The organism is Streptomyces sp. NPDC090798 (genome assembly GCF_044768965.1).
Classification (GTDB): domain Bacteria; phylum Actinomycetota; class Actinomycetes; order Streptomycetales; family Streptomycetaceae; genus Streptomyces.
The window spans coordinates 80195-97166 of sequence record NZ_JBIVXA010000033.1 but is presented as its reverse complement, the minus strand read 5'-3'; the positions used below and the strand labels follow the sequence as shown (position 1 = coordinate 97166).

The window sequence follows — 16972 nt, the reverse complement described above, 5'->3', positions numbered from 1 at the left end:
TTCGCGGAACGGGTCGGTGCGCATCAACATCGCGAATACACCTCCACAGGTCTGGCAGGAACTGCCAATGCGCTTCGTCTGCCACCGTTGTAACATGTCATCCAAACGATGACAAGCGAACACGTCACCGGAAGGGTGACACCAAGGAGGATCTTCATGACCGCTTTCCCCCAGCCGCAGGACCGTGCTGCCTCGTTCCTTGCCGCCGCGACAGCCCTGAACACGATCAGCGAGGTCGTCCGCACCGCCCAGAACCCGCAGGCCCCAGGGCACCCCCAGGACGGACCGGCCAGTGCGGACCAGGCGCTGGCCGCACTCCTTCTTTTGCGTGAGCTACGCGACGAACTCGCAGGATGGGAACCTGGACTGATCGAGGCAGCCCGGGCCGCGGGCTCCAGCTGGGCGGACCTCGCCCACCCGCTCGGCGTCGCCAGCCGCCAGGCCGCCGAACGCCGCTACCTGCGCGTGCGCCCCGGAACACCCGGCACCACCGGCGAACAGCGCGTACAGGCCACCCGTAACCGCCGGGCCGCCGACCGCACCATCACCACCTGGGCGCGGGCCAACGCCGCCGAACTGCGCCAGCTCGCCGGCCAGGTCTCCGCGCTCACGGACCTCCCCGCTCGTGCTCGCACACCCCTGGCCAGGCTCGCCGAAGCCCTCGCCGACAACGACGCCGCCCAGCTCATCGATCCACTCGCCGACACCCGCACCCACCTCAAGGCCACGCACCCCGACCTCGCAGCCCGCATCGCTACCATCACCCGCCACACCGACCAACTGCGCCAGGCCGGTCACGACCGCCACTGAACACCGGAGGGCCATTGCGCTCCCGATCGGCGGGTGTGCTCTGGTCTGCGGCATTGATGCCAGAAGCCGGTCGCCCTGGAGTGACGGTGGTACGGATGCCCTGCGCGGGCACCCCTCCACGCAATCTTTGTCGGAGTTAGAGAAGCGAGTGAGGCAGGCACACACATCAGGAGCCGGCGCTATGACCGAGCTCCAAGGGGGCGGATCGTCATACGTCAGAGGACGGCGTACTCGTCGGCCACGCCGACGGCCAAGGGTCTCGTCCGGCCGGATCGGACTCTGGCGCCGTCCGACCACGCGTGCATGACCCTGATCAGGAACCAGGCCCCGCGGATGGAAAACGCATGCCCGAGCGCATCAGCCCCGGTTTCGACCCCGTCCGCGCCGCGCCCGTCAGGCCAGCAGCATCGCCGAACTCCTCGACGTCATGTGGGAACAAGACCGCAACGACGGGCCGCCTCCGTAATCCCTTTGTCTCCCAGCTGCGCGTGATGTACATCGTCGACCACGAGAACGGAATCCGCATGCGGGCGCTCACCCGGCTCCTGGGCGCATCGCCGCCCTCCGTCTGCCGCTTGGTCGACCGCCGGCCGTGCCCCGACAGCCGCCGCGAAGTCATGCTGTGCGTGACCCCCGCCGGACGTAGACACCTGGCCCAGGTCTGTGGACGGCGCGACCAACTTCTCCTCCAGGCCCTCGACAGCATGCCCAGCCACCAGCGCACCGCACTGACCGAAGGTCTTGCCGCACTGCAGCAAGCACTGATCGACCAGCCCATGCTCCGCCTCGTCCCCTAGGACTCCCCACCCGCGCCGACGCCACGAGACTCAGCCCCGTCCCCCAGCATTCCGTCACCGATCACCTAGATTTGTCCGCCCAAAGATCCACACGGGACGTAGAGGAAGGCGCCCTCACCGACATGCCGTGACGCGAACCGGTGGTGTTTCCCTCCCTGGTGGAGGGAGGGAAACACCACCGGTTCGCTGCGGGCCGCTGCGGTCAGCTGGTGGTGAGCATGCCTTCTCGGAGCTTGACGAGGGTGCGGTTGAGGAGGCGGGAGACGTGCATCTGGGAGATGCCGAGCTGTTCGCCGATCTGAGCCTGGGTGAGTTCCTCGACGAACCGCATGTGGATGATGCGCCGTTCCCGGTCGTCAAGCTGGGCGATCATCGGGGCGAGGGCGTTGAAGTCCTCGACGAGTTCGAGAGCGTTGTCGTCGATGCCGATGAAGTCGGCCAGCGCCGCTTCGCCGTCCTCGCTGGAGCTGATGGTGGCGTCGAGGGAGGAGGAGTTGTAGCCGTTGGAAGCCAGACGCGCTTCGTTGACCTCCTCCTCGCTCAGGCACATCAACTGCGAGAGTTCCTTGACGGTGGGCATGCGCCCCAGTCGGCTGCGGAGTTCCTCGGTGGCTTTGGCGAGCTGGATGCGGGCTTCCTGCAGACGGCGGGGGACGTGGACCGCCCACGAGGTGTCGCGGAAGAAGCGCTTGATCTCACCGACGATGTAGGGGACGGCGAAGGAGGTGAACTCGACCTCGCGGGACAGCTCGAACCGGTCGATGGCCTTGATCAATCCGATCGTGCCGACCTGGACGATGTCCTCCATCTCGTCCTGGCCCCGACTGCGGAAGCGCCCGGCCGCGTACTGGACGAGGGACATGTTCATCTCGATGAGCGTGTTGCGCGCGTACTGGTACTCGGGCGTGCCCTCTTCCAGAACGCCGAGCTGGTCGAAGAACAGCCTGGACAACTGCCGGGCGTCCTTGGGGGCGACCTGCGACGGGTCCGCGATCTCGGGCAGCACCACGGTCCGTGCCTCTGCCGTCTTCGTCACTGTCATGTCAGGCCCCTCCTGTTGCGATCCAGGCTTCGTGTCACCGGCCCCTTGTGCGGCGGCAACAGACGGCGTACCCGGGTTCGAAGAATGCATGCCAGGCGATTTTAGAGCAGACCCAGCGCACCCGGTTTTTGCCCCGTGGGCTGGTCTGGGCCGCGAGAAGTGGGGCCCACCGGAGCGTCTCCGGCGGGCCCCACTTCCGGGGTGGTGCTGAGGTCAGGCGCGTCGGTGGTTCTGGTAGTAGCCGCCGACCTGCTCGTGGTAGTCGGCGTCGCCGACGTGCTTGTCCTTGTCGAACTCGGGGGAGTCCTTGATCTGGGCCTTGGTGAGGTCGACGTAGATCTTCCGCTCGGCCAGGTCAACCGTTCTCACGGTCCCGGCGGGCAGCAGAACGTGCTTGCCGAAGATCCACACGCCGGTGTCGACGACGAGGTAGGCGGAGCTGACGTCGTCCGAGTGCTTGTCGACCTTCCCGATGCTGCCGTCGGTGGCCTCGACCTTCCATCCGGTCAGGTCGGTGCCCGCGGTGTAGCCCGTGGTCGGCTGGTAGCCCCAGATGTTGTCACTCATAAAGAACGGCTCCCTGTTCGAGATTCCTTGCTGCTGCCGCAGCGGAACTGCGGAGTTATAGACGTCATCGAATTCGGTGACGCTTCCTCAGAAAGCCGGGTGCCCCGGCCTCCCGGACCCCACACATCATGCCGAGAAGAAATGCGGATGGCCGGAGGTGCCGTGCTGGAGGCCACGGTTCCTGGCGTCACGGCCACCTCCGGCCATGACCTCCAGGTACCCAGAAGCGGCAGAATCACCACTTTCATCCCTGTGGTAACAGGAAAACAGGAAACGGGTGGGGCCCGACGCCGCGGCGTCGGGCCCCACCCGTATGGGTGCGCTGTTCAGGCGGCTTACCAGCGGTACCAGCGGCCGCGCTTTCCACCGCTTGCTGTGGGGCGGATCACGAAGCCGAGGACCCACACGATCAGCACGATGACGGCGATCCACCACAGGGCCTTGAGAGCGAAACCGGCACCGAAGAGAATCAGGGCGAGCAGAAGAACAAGAAGAATAGGAACCATAGTTATCAACCTCCGCCCCCTCGTGTGCCCCGCGTGGCGATCTCCATTCCTGCGGACCCGCGTACTTCATAGAGAGCACGGAGCTGCGAGGAGCCGTGCGGCGGCCTTCCGGTTTAAAGAGTGGAATCCAGGGCGACACGGAGGGTGAAACTTCCTTCAAGCGAGACAGGAGTGAGTGGTTGTGGCTGCGGACGAGAAGGCTCAGGCCGAGGGTGAGCAGGCCAGGGGCAAGATCAAGAAGGTCGTCGGCGCTGCGGTCGGCAACGAGTCCCTGAAGGCCGAGGGTCACGCCGAGGAGTCCAAGGGCGACCTGCGCGAGGCCAAGGAGAAGGCCAAGGACGCCATCAAGCCGAAGTAGGCGCACCACTTTTGATCCCGGCAGCCACGTCCGTGGCTGCCGGGATTTGTGCTGTCCTGCCCCCGAGTAGCCGAACAGATCCGCTTGGCGCACGTGATGAGGTCGGGTCCGATGCTCACCCGTGCACGGGTCGCCGTGCCGACGCCGTGACGACGTGAATCTCACGCGGTACTGCTGCCGGGTTGGATGGTGAAGACCTGGTCCAGGCCGACAACGGTGAGGATGCGCAGGGTGTTGGCGGGGACGGCGGCCAGGGTCGTCTCTGCGTCGGCGGCTTGGGCGCGTTGGCGGGCGGCGAGGAGAGCGGTGATGCCGTTGGAGTCGCAGTACTCCAGGCCGGACAGGTCGATGACCAGGTCCTGGCCCGGGCCCAGATGGGCCGGTGGTGGTGCTGGCGCACGGGTTCGGCTGTGATCAGAACATGTGGCGGCCGGCCGTGCCCGCCCTGGCCGAGCGGTACCGGGTGGTGCTGTTCGACTACGTAGGCTCCGGCGGCTCGGATCCGTCGGCCTTCAGCCCCGAGCGGTACTCCTCGCTGAAGGGCTATGCCCACGATGTGGTGGAGATCTGTGAGGAGCCGGACCTGCGGCGAGCCCGGCCCGTGGCCGTCACATTGTTCCTGCTGCGGAGATCCATACCGCCGTACTCCCACCCAGCCGCAAGCGGACTTCGGCCGCCGTCCGCGAAGCGCGTAGCCCAATCCCGCGGAGCGCCGCGGGACCGGGCACCTGGTGTTCCGCCGCCTCCCCCTTCCGGCGTGCCTCGGCGGCGGGTCGGTGCGGGCAGACGTCAGCACCCGTCCATCCGGAAGACGCCCCCTTAACCGCGGAAATCCAGGTCTGAGCCCCGCATGGCGCTGTAGACCACCAGGACCACGGTTTCGGCAGCCTCCGCCGCGAGCGTCGGCACGAGCCCTTCGAGGAATTCCCGGGTGCTCTCGCGAGCGTCGGCAACGGATGTCGTGGAGCGGACGGCTGCGGCGCTGACGCTCATCGTGTCCATCAGGTCCCCCCGGTCTCGAGATCGTCATGCCCGTTCGTGTGCGCGGGGCTCATGCCCTGGTCGGCGGCCCGCTAACCCGGCGCATGACGGCTTTACTCACTCCGTCGTCGCTACACGAGGCCGATTATCTCGCTGCCGAACAACCGGAAATCTATGCTTGCTGGAGTAGACATTAGGTGATCGACTGGCTATGGTTTCTCTCGTAGCCCAGAGAGACAGCAGGGCCCGGCAGACACGAACTACCGGGCAGCAGTGCGCAGGACGGTGCGGTGGTGGAGTTTCGAAGCCAGGTGGTTGCAGGACGGCGACGGGACTGACGACCGGACCGGGTGGCCCGCGGTGATCAGGGGCCACCGTGAGCAGGACCGCAGTTGATGCAGTGGCAGTACCAGTAAGTGCAGTTCGCAAGGCCCAGCAGTGAAGAGAGTGAGCGGTACCTCGGTGAAGGCGTCGGCTGCGGGCGCGCGCACCGGGAAGTTCGGCAGTGGGGTTCCAAGCCAGAGCAGACGCAGGACGGGCGACGGGGCTGGCTGCCGGAAAGTGGCGCTGTGACAGGTCACTGAGCGGTTCGTAGTACCAGCAGTACGCAGGAGAGCAGTACCAGCAGTTAGTTGATCCAAGAGGGAAAGAACGGAGGGACGAGCTCCATCAGGATCGCCCGGGCGGAAGTCGTGAGCCCGGGTACCGCAGGACATCGATAGTGAGGTGGTCTCCGGTCGAGCAACCGCGATCCCCGCACAAGCCCTCATCCCCCGTGAGCTGGTGCGGACTCAGAAGGCCGGCGCAGTATCAGGGCCGGCAGATGGTGTAGCAGTTCCTTCGGGGCCCTGGCGTGAATAGCGCCAGGGCCCCTCCACGCGTTCCATGAGAGAGGTGCAATGACAGCAGACGACTCGTTCGGCCGTTTCGATGACGACGACTACCCCGCCTGCACGATGGGCCGGGCCGCCGAGATGCTCGGCACACCCAGGGATTCCTCCGCGCCATCGACGAAGCGCGCCTGATCACCCCGCTGCGCTCTGCGGGCGGACACCGCCGTTACTCCCGCTACCAGCTGCGGATCGCCGCTCGCGCCCGGGAGCTCGTCGACCAGGGCACTCCGATCGAGGCCGCCTGCCGCATCGTCATCCTCGAAGACCAGCTCGAAGAAGCACAGCGCATCAACGCCGAATACCGCCGCCCCGCCGGATCAGCGAACCCGACAACCGCCGCCTGAGGCGCCCAGGACGTGCAACCCGTGCAGGACTTCACTGCCTGTCACCCTCGCAGGTCGCCAGCGACGCGCAACGTGCTGCGCAGCTTCGCGTTCCACGGCCGCGGAGCTGGAGCGAACGGACGCAGGCTCGCTTCCTCCCTCGTGTGTGAGCAGCTGGGGCGCTTATGGCGGTCGATAGCGGCTGAGGGCCAGGTTGATGCAGTCTCCCCGTGCCGTTCGGGTGTGGTGGTTGAGGCTGCTTCCCGCGGCACAGTGAGCCTGCGGCGTTCCACGAGCGCCGGGCCCACCTCGGCTCCCGCAGATGCCGCGGCCCGGTGCGTCCCTGGCGGCCAGCTTCGAGACCGGGTTTCCGCGCTTCCGGGTCGTGCCCGTGGGGAGTGCTCGATGTGGACGGTACGGGGGCCACGTCTCGCGAGGCACACGGTCGCCGGGCGACCGGCGGCCGTCGCGATGAGCGGACAGCAACTGCCGAGACCGGTCCGGTTATGTGGTGGCCGTGGTGAGGGCGATGTCCGCGGTGATGCGCTTGCCGAGGAGTGTCCGCTCGACAGTGAGGCTCTGGGTAAGTGCTCTGACGATCTCAAGGCCGTGCTGGCCCACGCGTTCGGGATCGTGGGCTTGGCGGCCGGTACGACGGGATCGCTGTCCCGGTTCAACCCGCACCACGGCACCGGTGACCCGCAGACGCAAAAGGGCCGGCCCGGCGGGGAACGTTGCACTGCGAGTGAGTCAATATCTGTGTTCGTGAGGTGAGAGTTTGACGGACGGTGTAGTGAGAGTTTTTGCCGCAACAAGTGGAGTGGAATTACTTAACCGACGCGGGCCGTTGCGGCGTGCTACTGTCCATCTCAGTTGCAGTTGTGGTTCCCGAAACTTCAAGTGCTCCCACCCCGCTCTTGCCGGGGAGAGCGCTTTTTTTATTTCCGGTCATTTTCCGGCGGGGTAATCATCGCGGCGACACGGTGCTCGCACAGTGCGGACGTCGGTGTACTGCCCCAAAGGAGATATGACATGGCTGCTGGTACCGTGAAGTGGTTCAACGCGGAAAAGGGTTTCGGCTTCATCGAGCAGGACGGTGGCGGCGCTGACGTGTTCGCCCACTTCTCGAACATCGCCGCCCAGGGCTTCCGCGAGCTGCTCGAAGGCCAGAAGGTGAACTTCGATATCGCGCAGGGCCAGAAGGGCCTGACGGCCGAGAACATCGTTCCGGCCTGACAGACTTGTAGCTGGGGCCCGCATCCTTCGGGGTGCGGGCCCCAGCTGCATCCATTTCCCGCGGTGGTTTCACCCGCGGGACGGCTCGGAGGAATCCGCAGTCTCACCACACGCGGCTCCCCTTTCGGGATGCAGGCGCATCCTGAAGAGCTACACCGCAGTCGACGCCCGGATTTTACGTCCCCACTGCGTCACCTATTTCGGCATGTTCCTGGACACCAAGCACGCCGTCGACCGGCTCACCCAGGACCTGCTCACCAGCGGGGTACGGGCCGCCGCGCTCCCCGGGGGCAAGTCGCAGCCGCAGCGCACCCGCACGCTGGCGAAGACGGGGCACGTCAGCGTGCTGGTAGCGACCAACGTCGCGGCGCGTGGCATCCACGTCGACAACCTCGACCCGCCGACCGACCACAAGGACTACCTCCACCGCGGCGGACGTACCGCCCGCGCCGGCGAGTCCGGCAGCGTCGTCACCCTCGTCACACCGAACCAGCGCCGCGATATGGTCCGCCTCATGTGGTCGTCACCCGCCAGGACCGCCGTGACTTCAGCGCCGCCGAAGTCCTCCGGGCGATGACTCAGCTCGGCTTCACCTGCCGCACCCTCCCCACGGCCGCACCCGTACGCCTCCCCAGTTCGCTCCAGCAAGCTGCCGCGAAGCTCGGCACCCCCGTCACGGTCTGACCTGGGGAACAGGAGCACGAGCCGGCACCTGAACGGCAGTGTGGGCCCGGCCGACGCGCGCCGGCCGGGCCCACACTGCTTGCGGCGGGTTCGCGTCGCAGTGGTTGCTCAGTGGTCGGAATAGCTGAAGTCGCCCATGGTCCAGGCGCTGACGTCGTCGATCGCAACGCGGTACATTCCGCCTGTCTCCGGGATGCCGACCGTGCCCTGCAGGATCCGGGCGACATGGAAGTGCAGATGAGTGGGCGGCCCGTTCTTCTTCGCGGGGGCGTCGAAGGCGGCGGAGAACTCTCCCAAGCGGGCGGAATCTGTCAGCACATCCGACACCCTCTGCCTCCACACTGCTTCGGGAGCCAGCCGACCGGTGATGACAGCGCCACCGGTGACCACGGTCAGGGACATTTGGTTGCTCTGCCCGGACTCCACCAGGGCGGCGACGTCAACGAGCAGCTCGTCAGGCTTCGACATGGGGCAGATTATATTTACCGGCCATCCGGGTGCTCAGCGGTGGCGCCACCGGGCCAGACGGCCGCTCACGGTCTTGCCGCCGGAGGCCCGGCGGGTGACCGCGGTGGCGCGGGCGAGGCGGTTGACCATGGGCCAACCGAAGCCCCCTGCGACGCCGTTCGGGTCAGGGGTGCGCATGCGCGGCGCATGCCGACTGGGATCGTGGACGGCCACCTCGATGGTGTCGGGGTGCGCAGTCAGTTCCTACGTGCAGCGGCCCCGGGCCGTGGCGCAGGGCGTTGGTGACGAGCCAGGACACGACCAGGACCACGGTGTCCGCTGCGTCAGGGGCCACGGCCGGCTGTCGCAGGCATTCGAGGAAGGCCCGTGGCGTATCGCGTGCGTCACCAACGGCTGTCGTGGAACGGACGGTTGTGGCGTCGACGGCCGTCATGTTCATCAGGGTCACCCTGGTCTCTGGATCGTCCATGCCCGGCCTTGCCTACCCGATCTCTTGCCCCGCCCCTCCACCCGCAAAGGCACTGCCGCGCGTCCGCGTCACGCCTGTGTCACGGTGCCGGCCCACGGCCTGCTCAAGTCGGGGGCCCGCGCCGGTTCGAGCGGGCGGCCCATCCGAGGCGGACGCCACCGGTCGGGCGAGCACGGCCAGCCGGGCGAGGGCGCAGAGAGTTACCGCGGGCCGATGAAGTAGATCCTCTCGAGGCGCTGACGCGGCAGCAGGAGCGGCAGTCCGCGGATTGCGGCACCGGCACCGGCGTGCACGGCTTCCACGAACTGCTGCTCCGTCGTGGGGCCGGGATCGTCAAGGCCGGCGCGGGCCCTCGTGCTACGCCTGTCATCGGCCGGCCTGTCGGGGTGTCACGGCCGGAAACATGAGGTGCCCAGTGGTGGCCGGTACCCGCCGACGGTAGCCGCGGCGCAGTCGGCGGCGTCACGGTCAGCCCAACGGGCTGCCCGGCTGCGGGGCACTCCGAGCGCCAGACCTGAGCTTCGGGGCAGATCCGACCGTCCATAGACCGATCGAGGCGGATAGCTTCATCTCGGGGCACGCGGAAATCTATGTTTGCTGGAGTAGACATTGGGTGGTGGTCTGGCTATGGTTTCTCTCGTAGCCGAGATCGAACGAGGCCCGGCAGAGATGAACTGCCGGGCAGCAGTACACGTAGTTGCAGTTCGCAGGACGGTGCGGTGGTGGAGTTCCGAAGCCAGGGTTGTCGCAGGACGGCGACGGGGCTGACGACCGGACCGGGTGGCCCGCAGTGATCAGGGGCCGCCGTGAGCAGGACCGCAGTTCACGCAGTAGCAGTTCCGTAAGTGCAGTTCGCAGTACCAGCAGTGCGGTTGTCAGTGGTTCCTCGGTAAAGGCGTCGGCTGCGGGCGCGCGTGCCGGGAGGTTCGGCAGTGGGGTTCTGAGTCAGAGCAGATGCAGGACCGGCGACGGAGCTGCCTGCCGAAGGGTGGCGCTAGGCGAGGCCACCAGTAGTTCGCGGTATCAGCAGTGCAAGCAGTACGCAGTCCCCGTTTGGTAAGTGATTGGTTCAGAGGGAAGAACGGAGGGCTTCAGCGCCATCAGGATCGCCCGGGCGGAAGGCTCGAGCCCGGGTACCGCAGGACATCGATAGGTAGGTGGTCTCCGGTCACGCATCCGCGATCCCCGCATTTCCCGTCCTCTCCCGGGTGGGCCTGCGGAACAAGTAGGCCGGCGCAGTATCAGGGCCGGCAGATGGTGTAGCAGTTCCCTTCGGGGCCCTGGTGTCATATGGCACCAGGGCCCCTCCACGCGTTCCACAGTGAGGTGTAATGACAGCAGACGATTCCTTCGGCCGGCTCGATGACGACGATTACCCCGCCTACACCATGGGTCGGGCCGCCGAGATGCTCGGCACCACCCAGGGCTTCCTCCGCGCCATCGGCGAAGCCCGCCTCATCACCCCGCTCCGCTCCGAGGGCGGCCATCGCCGCTACTCCCGCTACCAGCTGCGCATTGCGGCCCGCGCCCGGGAGCTCGTCGACCACGGGACCCCCATCGAGGCCGCCTGCCGCATCGTCATCCTCGAAGACCAGCTTGAGGAAGCCCAGCGCATCAACGCCGAATACCGCCGCGCCGCCGAATCGGCGAATCCAACAGCCGCGTCCTGAGACGGCTGGGACCTACGGCTTTCCCGGCAGCTTCGCCACTGCCCTCACGCACGCTGCCCGGCACGCACAGCGCAGCTTGCAGGAGCAGACGTTCAGGCGCTGGTCCAGGCGTCGAGGAAGGCCGTCCGGCGAGCCGGATCATCCAACCTGTGGTCCGCGTGCAGGACGCGCCAGGCGGTGGGCTCCTGCCTTGGTGGGGGCAAGTAGCGCGGCCGGCAGTCCGAGGAGATGGCCGGTGGCCGCATACCCATCGGAGTGGGCAGCTGCGACGACTGCGATGCCGGCGACGCGCTCCACATCGAGTTGGCCCGCTTCGAGATGCGGAGCCAGGCCCAATTGGTGTTCCAACTGGTGTGCGAGGGGGCGGATATGTGGGGGCAGACCTCAGGAAGCATCGACGATCCTTGCGCGTAGGCAAGCGGAGATGCCCGTTCGGGAGCCCTGATCATTGCCATGACCAGCTGTTCTACTCGGCCTCGGCAGGCCCGATTGGCGCCAGGATCAACGAGGTCGGAGTTCAAACGGTTGCGGAACACCATGCCGGCGACGTGGGCGTGGTGTTCGCGGCCGGACTCCTAGAATGCCGTCGGGGTGTCGTCTTCCAGCATGACCCCATGATCACCGGTGACGCCCAGGAGTCCGAGGGAGGACGAGAAGCTGTGTCCCGCGACGCCGCTGAAGCCGAACACATCCACGCCGCCTCAGGGGGTGGAGAGCGCCGTGAAGACGGGCTGCCCGTCGGATCACAAGATGACGGGACAGGGAAGAACGCTCACCCGGTCGCCGCTCTGGTGGAGCGGGCGGCCGACCTGGCCGAACCGATCAAGCCGAGGTTGCGTGGCTGGCTCCATGCCGGAATGGTTCCCGCCGCACTGATCGCGGGCATCGTGCTCATCTGCCTGGCTCGCACCCCGCAGGCGGCCCTGGGCTGCGCCGTGTACTCGGTCACCGCCTGGCTGCTGTTCGCAACGAGCGCCGTCTACCACCGCGGCACCTGGGGGCCGCTCGGCGAGGCTCTTCTGCGACGTCTAGACCATGCCAACATCTTCCTGATCATCGCCGGTACCTGTACGCCCCTGGCCGTGCTCCTCCTCCGGCCGGACCAGCGGTCCGTGCTGCTGTGGATCGTGTGGACGGGCGCGTTGGCCGGCATCGCGTTCCGGGTCCTGTGGGTCGGAGCGCCACGCTGGCTGTACACCCCGTGCTACCTGGCCCTGGGATGGGCACCGGTGCGCTACCTGCCCGACTTCCTGCACACCGGCGGAGCGGCCGTACTCACCCTGATCGTCGCCGGCGGTCTCCTCTACAGCGCGGGCGCGGTCGTCTACGCCCTCCAGCGCCCCGACCCCTCACCCCGCTGGTTCGGCTTCCACGAGGTGTTCCACGCCCTGACCGTGGCAGCCTTCACCGCGCACTACATCGCCATCTCCCTGGCCACCTACTGACCCCGTGACAGGTGTTGCGGGCCGCGCCGCTGATCGCCCACGCTGCCGCGCGCTGGACCGCGACGGCCGGGCGGTCGCCGAGGCATCGCGCCGCGAGTGAAGGTCGTCCGCCGGTCCGGCCTGCAAGTTGGCTGCTCTCCAGGGTGTGACGCTCCGAAGGCAGGAAGGAGGAAGGAGCGAGAGAGCGACGACAGCGGTCTTCAGCTGACCTGAGACAGAGGGGGCCCCGTGTTCGAGGCGCAAGACATCAGGGAATGGCGAGGCCAGGGGCGGTCTACCACGAGCGGCACAAGATCGACGTCCTGGAGGCGGTCTACGTGGACAACCGCCGGTCCCGGCTAGCTGAAGGTCGCCTACGACAAGAAGCAGGTCAAGGAAGCGCCCTCGATCGGCACGGACGGCGAACTGCTCGCGGAGGACGAGAAGACGGTCTTCGCGCACTACGAGCTCGCCTACCGAACGGGTGAGGGCGGCGAACGTCGCCTCACCCGCCACTGATGCCCCCGACAACGTCTCCCACCATCAGGTGACACCAATGGCTCTCTTCCTCCTGCTGGCCCTTGTGGCCACCGTGCTCGGCATCATCGGTGTGGTGGCGAAGGGCCTGGCGTCACCACTGCTCCGCGTGGCGCTCATCTGACGCTCCACGCGCCCGATGACTGCTAGAGAAGCCGATAAAACTGCCCTGATCTGCGAATTGACCGGACTCTCTCGGGGCGACGTGTTTCCGATGACGCATCACGTGGAGTGGGTGGCGATCCTCGAACCTGCCGCAGAGGGCTCCCGTCCTGGGGTCTAGCCGTGCACATTATGTGCGGTGTGGGCGTTACGGGTGATGTCTTGACGCTGAAATGATGCTCGTGACGCTCATTTGACGCTCGTTCTGATGGGGTGCCAGGTCGCCTGTTGGGCAGGTTAGGCCCTGTCAAGGTGGTGAGTATCGCTGGAGCGCCGAGAGCAGGCGACGCTCTGCGCGGAGCTGCTGGGTTCCTAGAGAGCCTGTGCCCGGGCTCGCGTCAGTCACGCTCAGCAATGCACGGACCACCTGCTCGCTTCCGCGCCGACCGAGTGGGCGACCCACGGGTCTCGGGGAGGCAGTCGGAGGGCGCCCGCGGCGACCTTGTTCGGTTTCGACGCGACGCACCAGTCCCGTGGAGCCAGCAGGACGCTAAGGGTCACCACGAGAACCAGCCAGAGTCGGAGGTCGCCCAGGACCTGCGCGTCGTTGGTCAGCCTCGGGGCTAGGTAGAGTGCGCCGAAGGAGACCAGCGACCAGACGGGCACGGGCCGACGCAGCCCCAGGGCCTCCCAGACCAAGGCGCCGAGCAGGAATCCCGCCGAGTAGTAGTCGTAGACGCCGGGATCCAGCAGGAGTCGCGCGCCGATGCCGAGCAGCGGCACCGCCACCCAGCGCCCTCGGAGGATCGCGGCCGCCCCAAGCACGCAGCCGAGCACGAGTTGCGCCGGCCGGTCCCACGACGGGGTCCCCGCCGCCGACACCCCGAGCGCGCGGAGCGCCGAGGACGGCTCGTTGACGATGTGGTACTGGGTCGCACCCAGCGTCGCGGGGTCGGCGACGACGAAGGGCAGCCAGGCCAGCACCACGACGGCGACGGCGTAGAACGCGACATGCCGTAGTCGGTCGCGGGCCACGGCGAGAGCCAGCGGCAGGAAGACCAGAGCCCACGGCTTGGCGTCCACGGCTAGGCCCAGGCTCAGTCCCGCCAGTGCCGGGACGTCAGCGAGGACCGCCCGGATCGCCAGTGCCGCGAAGAGCAGCGCCAGCACGTCGTCGAGGTGGCTGTAGTGCACCGCCAGCGATGCCCAGACGATCAGGAACACCGCACCGGCGGCCGCGACGGTCATCCGCAGGGCCTGCGGGGGCGACCGCAGATCCGGCTGCCGGGCCAGTGCCGTCTGCTCGATCAGCCGCAGCACCAGAAGGCCGACGCTCATCATCGTCAGCTGGGCGGCGACGACCCCGCCGAGGTTCCCCAGAACCCAGGCGCAGAGAAAGGCCAGTGGTCCTATCTGCAGGTTCGGGTAGTTCGCATAGAGGTGCAGGCCCCCCGCCGGCGAGGCTCCGGAGCCGGAGAACAGCAAGGTGCTGCCGTTCGCGAAGTAGTGCCACGAGTAGCCGCCGCCTCGCAGGTCCGCCAGGAACCAGACGGTCGCCCAGAGTCCGAGGAACCACCAGTGCCAGGCGGCCCCGCTCCGCGCGGGGCGGCTGCTCTGATCAGCCATCCTCATGCCTCTCTGGTGGTCGACCCCCCGCCTGGGATGACTCCCCTGACCGCTCCCAGGTTCCGCACAACCATGAGATTCAGGTACGGAGCGTCTGAAACTCGGCCTGGGACGGTGGGCCTGTGCGTCAGCGCCGGCTCATCACGCCGTCAAAGCCAGCATCATGTGAAACCGGCGGTCCGAGGTCGGCCGCCGATGTCCTTGTGGACAGCTGGCCGAACACCTCTGCGGCCGGCCCGGCGTGGTCTCTCACCATGTCCAGCCGTGGCCGCCGCTGTTGTGGGACAGGGCCAGGACGGCGGTGGCCACGGTGAGGTACTGGGTCGGGCGGCCCTGACTGAACAGGGCCGCCAGGGCCCAGGCGAGAGCCGTGTACCACGGCATCGACCACGGTGCCGCGAGGACCCAGGCGAAGGCCAGCGCGAACGGCAGGGCGATGACGGAGGGGGCGTCCGGAGCGGCGCGGCGGCGTAGCGCCCACGCCAGTGCGAGCATCACCACCGGCCACAGCACGCTGACGATCGCCGCGGTCGAGCCAGGGCCCAGGACCGTGCTGGCGCACTGATCGAAGACCGCCCACAAGGAGGGTGCAGAGACCAGTCGGGAGGCCGCGGAGAGCGGGGCCAGTGCGTGCGCGCCGTAGGCTCCGTAGAGCGCGGCCAGGGTCAGCGCGGCCGCGCATGCCTGCCGGGCGGCCGGTCGCCAGCTGCCCGAACGCAGCAGCGGCCAGGCCAGCCCGACACCGAACAGGCAGGCACTGATCTTCACACCGCAGGCAAGGCCGACCAGCCCTCCCACGATCAGGTCGTGGTGCCACCGGGCCGCCCTGCGGGCGAGGTGAACCGCGCAGACGGCCAGGCCTGCGACGAGGGTGTCCAGGTGCCCACCCTCGACCAGCACACCGATCAGCAGCGGATTGACGCTCCACAGCAGGCCCGCACGGACCGGGTCGTCGGCGGTCCGCAGCAACAGGTACCCGGTACCCACGAAGACGGCGGCGTTCGCGAGCATCAGCGCCCAGATGGTCAGCCACGGCCGCTCCTGGCCGATGAAGGCCGCAGCGCCCTGCCACCACGTCGCCACCGGCCCGTACACGGAAGGTGTGTTCCGCCACGCCTCGCTCACCAGGTGGGCGTACGCGCCGCCCAGCCGGGCGGGAGTCGTCACGTACGGGTCACCGCCGAGCGCAGCGATGCGGCCGTACGCGGCGTAGCTGGCCGTGTCGGAGGAGCCGACGGGGGTGAGGTTGGCGACGGCGAGCGCGGTCATGGCGCCGAGCCGGAACAGGAGCCGGGCATCGGGTCTCCAGCCCCGCTCATGGGCCTTGAGCATGCTTAGCGTGCCCCAGCACGACAGCACGACGGCCGCGATCGTGGCCGTCTGGGAGACGGTGCCGGCCATGGCGGGCAGCCGGAGCGAGGGGATCGGTGCCCTGAGCGTGTTGTGGTTGGGCGCGCTCGCGCCGACCAGAGCGAACAGTGCGATACCGGCCCCGGCCATCCACACCGCTGGGCGCGGTGTCGGCCGGTCGACGACCATCGGCTTCCGCGGGGGAATTCTCCGCATCGGGGCCGCGAGACGCAAAGTCCACTCGTTGCGGTTGGTCGTCAAAGTCACTCTCCGGGGTGTTGCTCCAGTTCGCGGCGAGGGCTGCCATGACGATCTTGCCCGCGATCTTGTGGCCGCCCTCGCCGCTGTCGGTCCGCCGCCGCATCGCCGCTCACCGCTCATCCGGCAGACTGCCCAGCGGTTGCCGCAGCAGCTCTACGTCCGTGGCGGGCAGCCTGTCGACGAACCGGGCGAGCACGGCCTTGCGGTCCGGGTCGGACTCCAACGCCAGGTGCATCCGGCGAGCGGTCATTCCCTGACGGCGGTGAGCGGACAGGAATGAACGACTACGCCAGAGCCGATCGTCTACATAGCTGTAGACGATCGGCGGCTGCAGGGGGTTCCCGCAGCTCGTGTCCGGCAGCGGCTGTCCGTGGTCGCAGAGCGGGCCGACCTCGTAGCCTCGCTCCGTGCAGGTGTCGAGGATGCGGGGGAGCGCGCCGAGGGCCGAGCGCCAGGCGCCGGGGGCCGAGGTGCAGTCCGAGTCGTGCAGCAGGATGGTGCCGCCGCCGTCGAGGTCCGCGGTCACCGTGCGGTGGACCGACTCGGGTATGGCCCGCGCGGTCCAGTCCTCGCCCCAGCAGGTCCACAGCACGGGGGTGAGTTTGAGGCCCGGGCTGCCACGTGTGCGGCGGTGGACATGATGCCGTACGGCGGGCGGAAGAGCGTCGGCCGGGTGCCGGTGATGTCGGCGACCGTGCCGCGGGCGCGGGCGAAGTCGTCGTAGTCGCGCGCGGGCTTGCGCAGCAGCAGCGGCCGGTGCCGCCAGCCGTGGACGCCGATCTCGTGGCCCGCCGCGGCGATCTCGCGCACCACGCCGGGGGAGCGGTGCTCGGAGTGTCCAAGGCGGTTCTCTTCCGTCACGTGGGCA

Annotated in this window: 16 protein-coding genes and 5 pseudogenes; 10 read left to right on the top strand and 11 right to left on the bottom strand. The window is 67.9% G+C overall.

All coding sequences use genetic code 11. The features are described 5' to 3' along the window. Positions 1–156 precede the first annotated feature (156 nt). Positions 157–810 carry a type III effector protein gene (locus ACIQTP_RS43270; protein WP_403410766.1) on the top strand — a complete coding sequence of 218 codons (654 nt, stop codon included), beginning with the start codon at positions 157–159 and terminating at the stop codon, positions 808–810. A 344-nt stretch (positions 811–1154) separates the two neighbouring features. After that, a complete protein-coding gene (locus tag ACIQTP_RS43265) occupies positions 1155–1607 on the top strand; it encodes a MarR family winged helix-turn-helix transcriptional regulator (RefSeq protein ID WP_403410763.1) in 453 nt (150 codons plus the stop codon). Between the two features lie 202 nt (positions 1608–1809). Here the strand turns inward: ACIQTP_RS43265 and ACIQTP_RS43260 are convergent, their stop codons facing one another. The 3 genes from ACIQTP_RS43260 to ACIQTP_RS43250 form a co-directional block, all read right to left on the bottom strand. Next, complete coding sequence (locus ACIQTP_RS43260; protein WP_382101619.1) at positions 1810–2649, bottom strand: RNA polymerase sigma factor SigF; 840 nt, start codon at positions 2647–2649, stop codon at positions 1810–1812. A gap of 213 nt (positions 2650–2862) precedes the next feature. Further along, a complete protein-coding gene (locus tag ACIQTP_RS43255; protein WP_403410760.1) occupies positions 2863–3216 on the bottom strand; it encodes a PRC-barrel domain-containing protein in 354 nt (117 codons plus the stop codon). A 335-nt stretch (positions 3217–3551) separates the two neighbouring features. Beyond that, entirely contained in the window at positions 3552–3722 is a 171-nt protein-coding gene (locus tag ACIQTP_RS43250) for a hydrophobic protein (RefSeq protein WP_067385923.1), read from the bottom strand. Between the two features lie 181 nt (positions 3723–3903). Between ACIQTP_RS43250 and ACIQTP_RS43245 the strand changes: the two genes are divergently transcribed. Beyond that, a complete protein-coding gene (locus ACIQTP_RS43245; protein ID WP_403410757.1) occupies positions 3904–4080 on the top strand; it encodes a CsbD family protein in 177 nt (58 codons plus the stop codon). A 161-nt stretch (positions 4081–4241) separates the two neighbouring features. On the opposite strand, the gene ACIQTP_RS43240 is transcribed toward ACIQTP_RS43245, so the two are convergent. After that, the gene (locus tag ACIQTP_RS43240; protein WP_403410787.1) at positions 4242–4430 is read right to left on the bottom strand and encodes an STAS domain-containing protein; all 189 of its coding nucleotides are present in this window, start codon (positions 4428–4430) and stop codon (positions 4242–4244) included. 32 nt (positions 4431–4462) lie between these two features. Here ACIQTP_RS43240 and ACIQTP_RS43235 point away from each other — a divergent pair. Next, positions 4463–4675 (top strand): annotated as a pseudogene (locus tag ACIQTP_RS43235) (alpha/beta fold hydrolase); the annotation flags it as partial. Positions 4676–4899: 224 nt separating this feature from the next. Here the strand turns inward: ACIQTP_RS43235 and ACIQTP_RS43230 are convergent. Beyond that, complete coding sequence (locus ACIQTP_RS43230) at positions 4900–5082, bottom strand: hypothetical protein (RefSeq protein ID WP_403410754.1); 183 nt, start codon at positions 5080–5082, stop codon at positions 4900–4902. 878 nt (positions 5083–5960) lie between these two features. Between ACIQTP_RS43230 and ACIQTP_RS43225 the strand changes: the two are divergent. The 4 genes and pseudogenes from ACIQTP_RS43225 to ACIQTP_RS43210 form a co-directional block, all read left to right on the top strand. Further along, positions 5961–6298 (top strand): annotated as a pseudogene (locus tag ACIQTP_RS43225) (MerR family transcriptional regulator). Positions 6299–7309: 1011 nt separating this feature from the next. After that, the gene (locus tag ACIQTP_RS43220; RefSeq protein WP_067385816.1) at positions 7310–7513 is read left to right on the top strand and encodes a cold-shock protein; all 204 of its coding nucleotides are present in this window, start codon (positions 7310–7312) and stop codon (positions 7511–7513) included. Between the two features lie 205 nt (positions 7514–7718). Further along, positions 7719–8063, top strand: a pseudogene (locus tag ACIQTP_RS43215) (helicase-related protein); the annotation flags it as partial. Beyond that, positions 7991–8197, top strand: a pseudogene (locus tag ACIQTP_RS43210) (SCO5918 family protein); the annotation flags it as partial. The pseudogenes ACIQTP_RS43215 and ACIQTP_RS43210, both read left to right, overlap by 73 nt. Positions 8198–8305: 108 nt before the next feature. Here the strand turns inward: ACIQTP_RS43210 and ACIQTP_RS43205 are convergent. Then, complete coding sequence (locus tag ACIQTP_RS43205; RefSeq protein ID WP_403410751.1) at positions 8306–8665, bottom strand: hypothetical protein; 360 nt, start codon at positions 8663–8665, stop codon at positions 8306–8308. A gap of 33 nt (positions 8666–8698) precedes the next feature. Further along, a pseudogene (locus ACIQTP_RS43200) lies at positions 8699–9104 on the bottom strand (ATP-binding protein). Between the two features lie 1361 nt (positions 9105–10465). Here ACIQTP_RS43200 and ACIQTP_RS43195 point away from each other — a divergent pair. After that, positions 10466–10804 carry a MerR family transcriptional regulator gene (locus tag ACIQTP_RS43195; protein ID WP_067385805.1) on the top strand — a complete coding sequence of 113 codons (339 nt, stop codon included), beginning with the start codon at positions 10466–10468 and terminating at the stop codon, positions 10802–10804. Positions 10805–11418: 614 nt separating this feature from the next. Continuing rightward, positions 11419–12249, top strand: a complete 831-nt coding sequence (locus ACIQTP_RS43190) for a hemolysin III family protein (RefSeq protein ID WP_403410748.1) — start codon at positions 11419–11421, stop codon at positions 12247–12249. A gap of 1026 nt (positions 12250–13275) precedes the next feature. Here ACIQTP_RS43190 and ACIQTP_RS43185 read toward each other — a convergent pair. The 4 genes from ACIQTP_RS43185 to ACIQTP_RS43170 form a co-directional block, all read right to left on the bottom strand. After that, complete coding sequence (locus ACIQTP_RS43185) at positions 13276–14493, bottom strand: hypothetical protein (protein ID WP_403410745.1); 1218 nt, start codon at positions 14491–14493, stop codon at positions 13276–13278. A gap of 249 nt (positions 14494–14742) precedes the next feature. Then, entirely contained in the window at positions 14743–16059 is a 1317-nt protein-coding gene (locus ACIQTP_RS43180) for a hypothetical protein (protein ID WP_403410742.1), read from the bottom strand. 154 nt (positions 16060–16213) lie between these two features. Next, positions 16214–16696: a hypothetical protein gene (locus ACIQTP_RS43175; RefSeq protein ID WP_403410739.1), complete on the bottom strand. Its 483-nt coding sequence runs from the start codon at positions 16694–16696 to the stop codon at positions 16214–16216. Continuing rightward, positions 16627–16965 carry a polysaccharide deacetylase family protein gene (locus ACIQTP_RS43170; RefSeq protein ID WP_403410736.1) on the bottom strand — a complete coding sequence of 113 codons (339 nt, stop codon included), beginning with the start codon at positions 16963–16965 and terminating at the stop codon, positions 16627–16629. The genes ACIQTP_RS43175 and ACIQTP_RS43170 overlap by 70 nt, the downstream gene beginning before the upstream one ends. Between the last annotated feature and the right edge of the window lie 7 nt (positions 16966–16972).

Bases quoted from the DNA above. Each gene is read 5' to 3' on its own strand.
- ACIQTP_RS43270 (WP_403410766.1), top strand. From the start codon at position 157: ATGACCGCTTTCCCCCAGCCGCAGGACCGTGCTGCCTCGTTCCTTGCC.
- ACIQTP_RS43265 (WP_403410763.1), top strand. From the start codon at position 1,155: ATGCCCGAGCGCATCAGCCCCGGTTTCGACCCCGTCCGCGCCGCGCCC.
- ACIQTP_RS43260 (WP_382101619.1), bottom strand. From the start codon at position 2,649: ATGACAGTGACGAAGACGGCAGAGGCACGGACCGTGGTGCTGCCCGAG.
- ACIQTP_RS43255 (WP_403410760.1), bottom strand. From the start codon at position 3,216: ATGAGTGACAACATCTGGGGCTACCAGCCGACCACGGGCTACACCGCG.
- ACIQTP_RS43250 (WP_067385923.1), bottom strand. From the start codon at position 3,722: ATGGTTCCTATTCTTCTTGTTCTTCTGCTCGCCCTGATTCTCTTCGGT.
- ACIQTP_RS43230 (WP_403410754.1), bottom strand. From the start codon at position 5,082: ATGGACACGATGAGCGTCAGCGCCGCAGCCGTCCGCTCCACGACATCC.
- ACIQTP_RS43220 (WP_067385816.1), top strand. From the start codon at position 7,310: ATGGCTGCTGGTACCGTGAAGTGGTTCAACGCGGAAAAGGGTTTCGGC.
- ACIQTP_RS43205 (WP_403410751.1), bottom strand. From the start codon at position 8,665: ATGTCGAAGCCTGACGAGCTGCTCGTTGACGTCGCCGCCCTGGTGGAG.
- ACIQTP_RS43195 (WP_067385805.1), top strand. From the start codon at position 10,466: ATGACAGCAGACGATTCCTTCGGCCGGCTCGATGACGACGATTACCCC.
- ACIQTP_RS43190 (WP_403410748.1), top strand. From the start codon at position 11,419: ATGATCACCGGTGACGCCCAGGAGTCCGAGGGAGGACGAGAAGCTGTG.
- ACIQTP_RS43185 (WP_403410745.1), bottom strand. From the start codon at position 14,493: ATGGCTGATCAGAGCAGCCGCCCCGCGCGGAGCGGGGCCGCCTGGCAC.
- ACIQTP_RS43180 (WP_403410742.1), bottom strand. From the start codon at position 16,059: ATGCGGAGAATTCCCCCGCGGAAGCCGATGGTCGTCGACCGGCCGACA.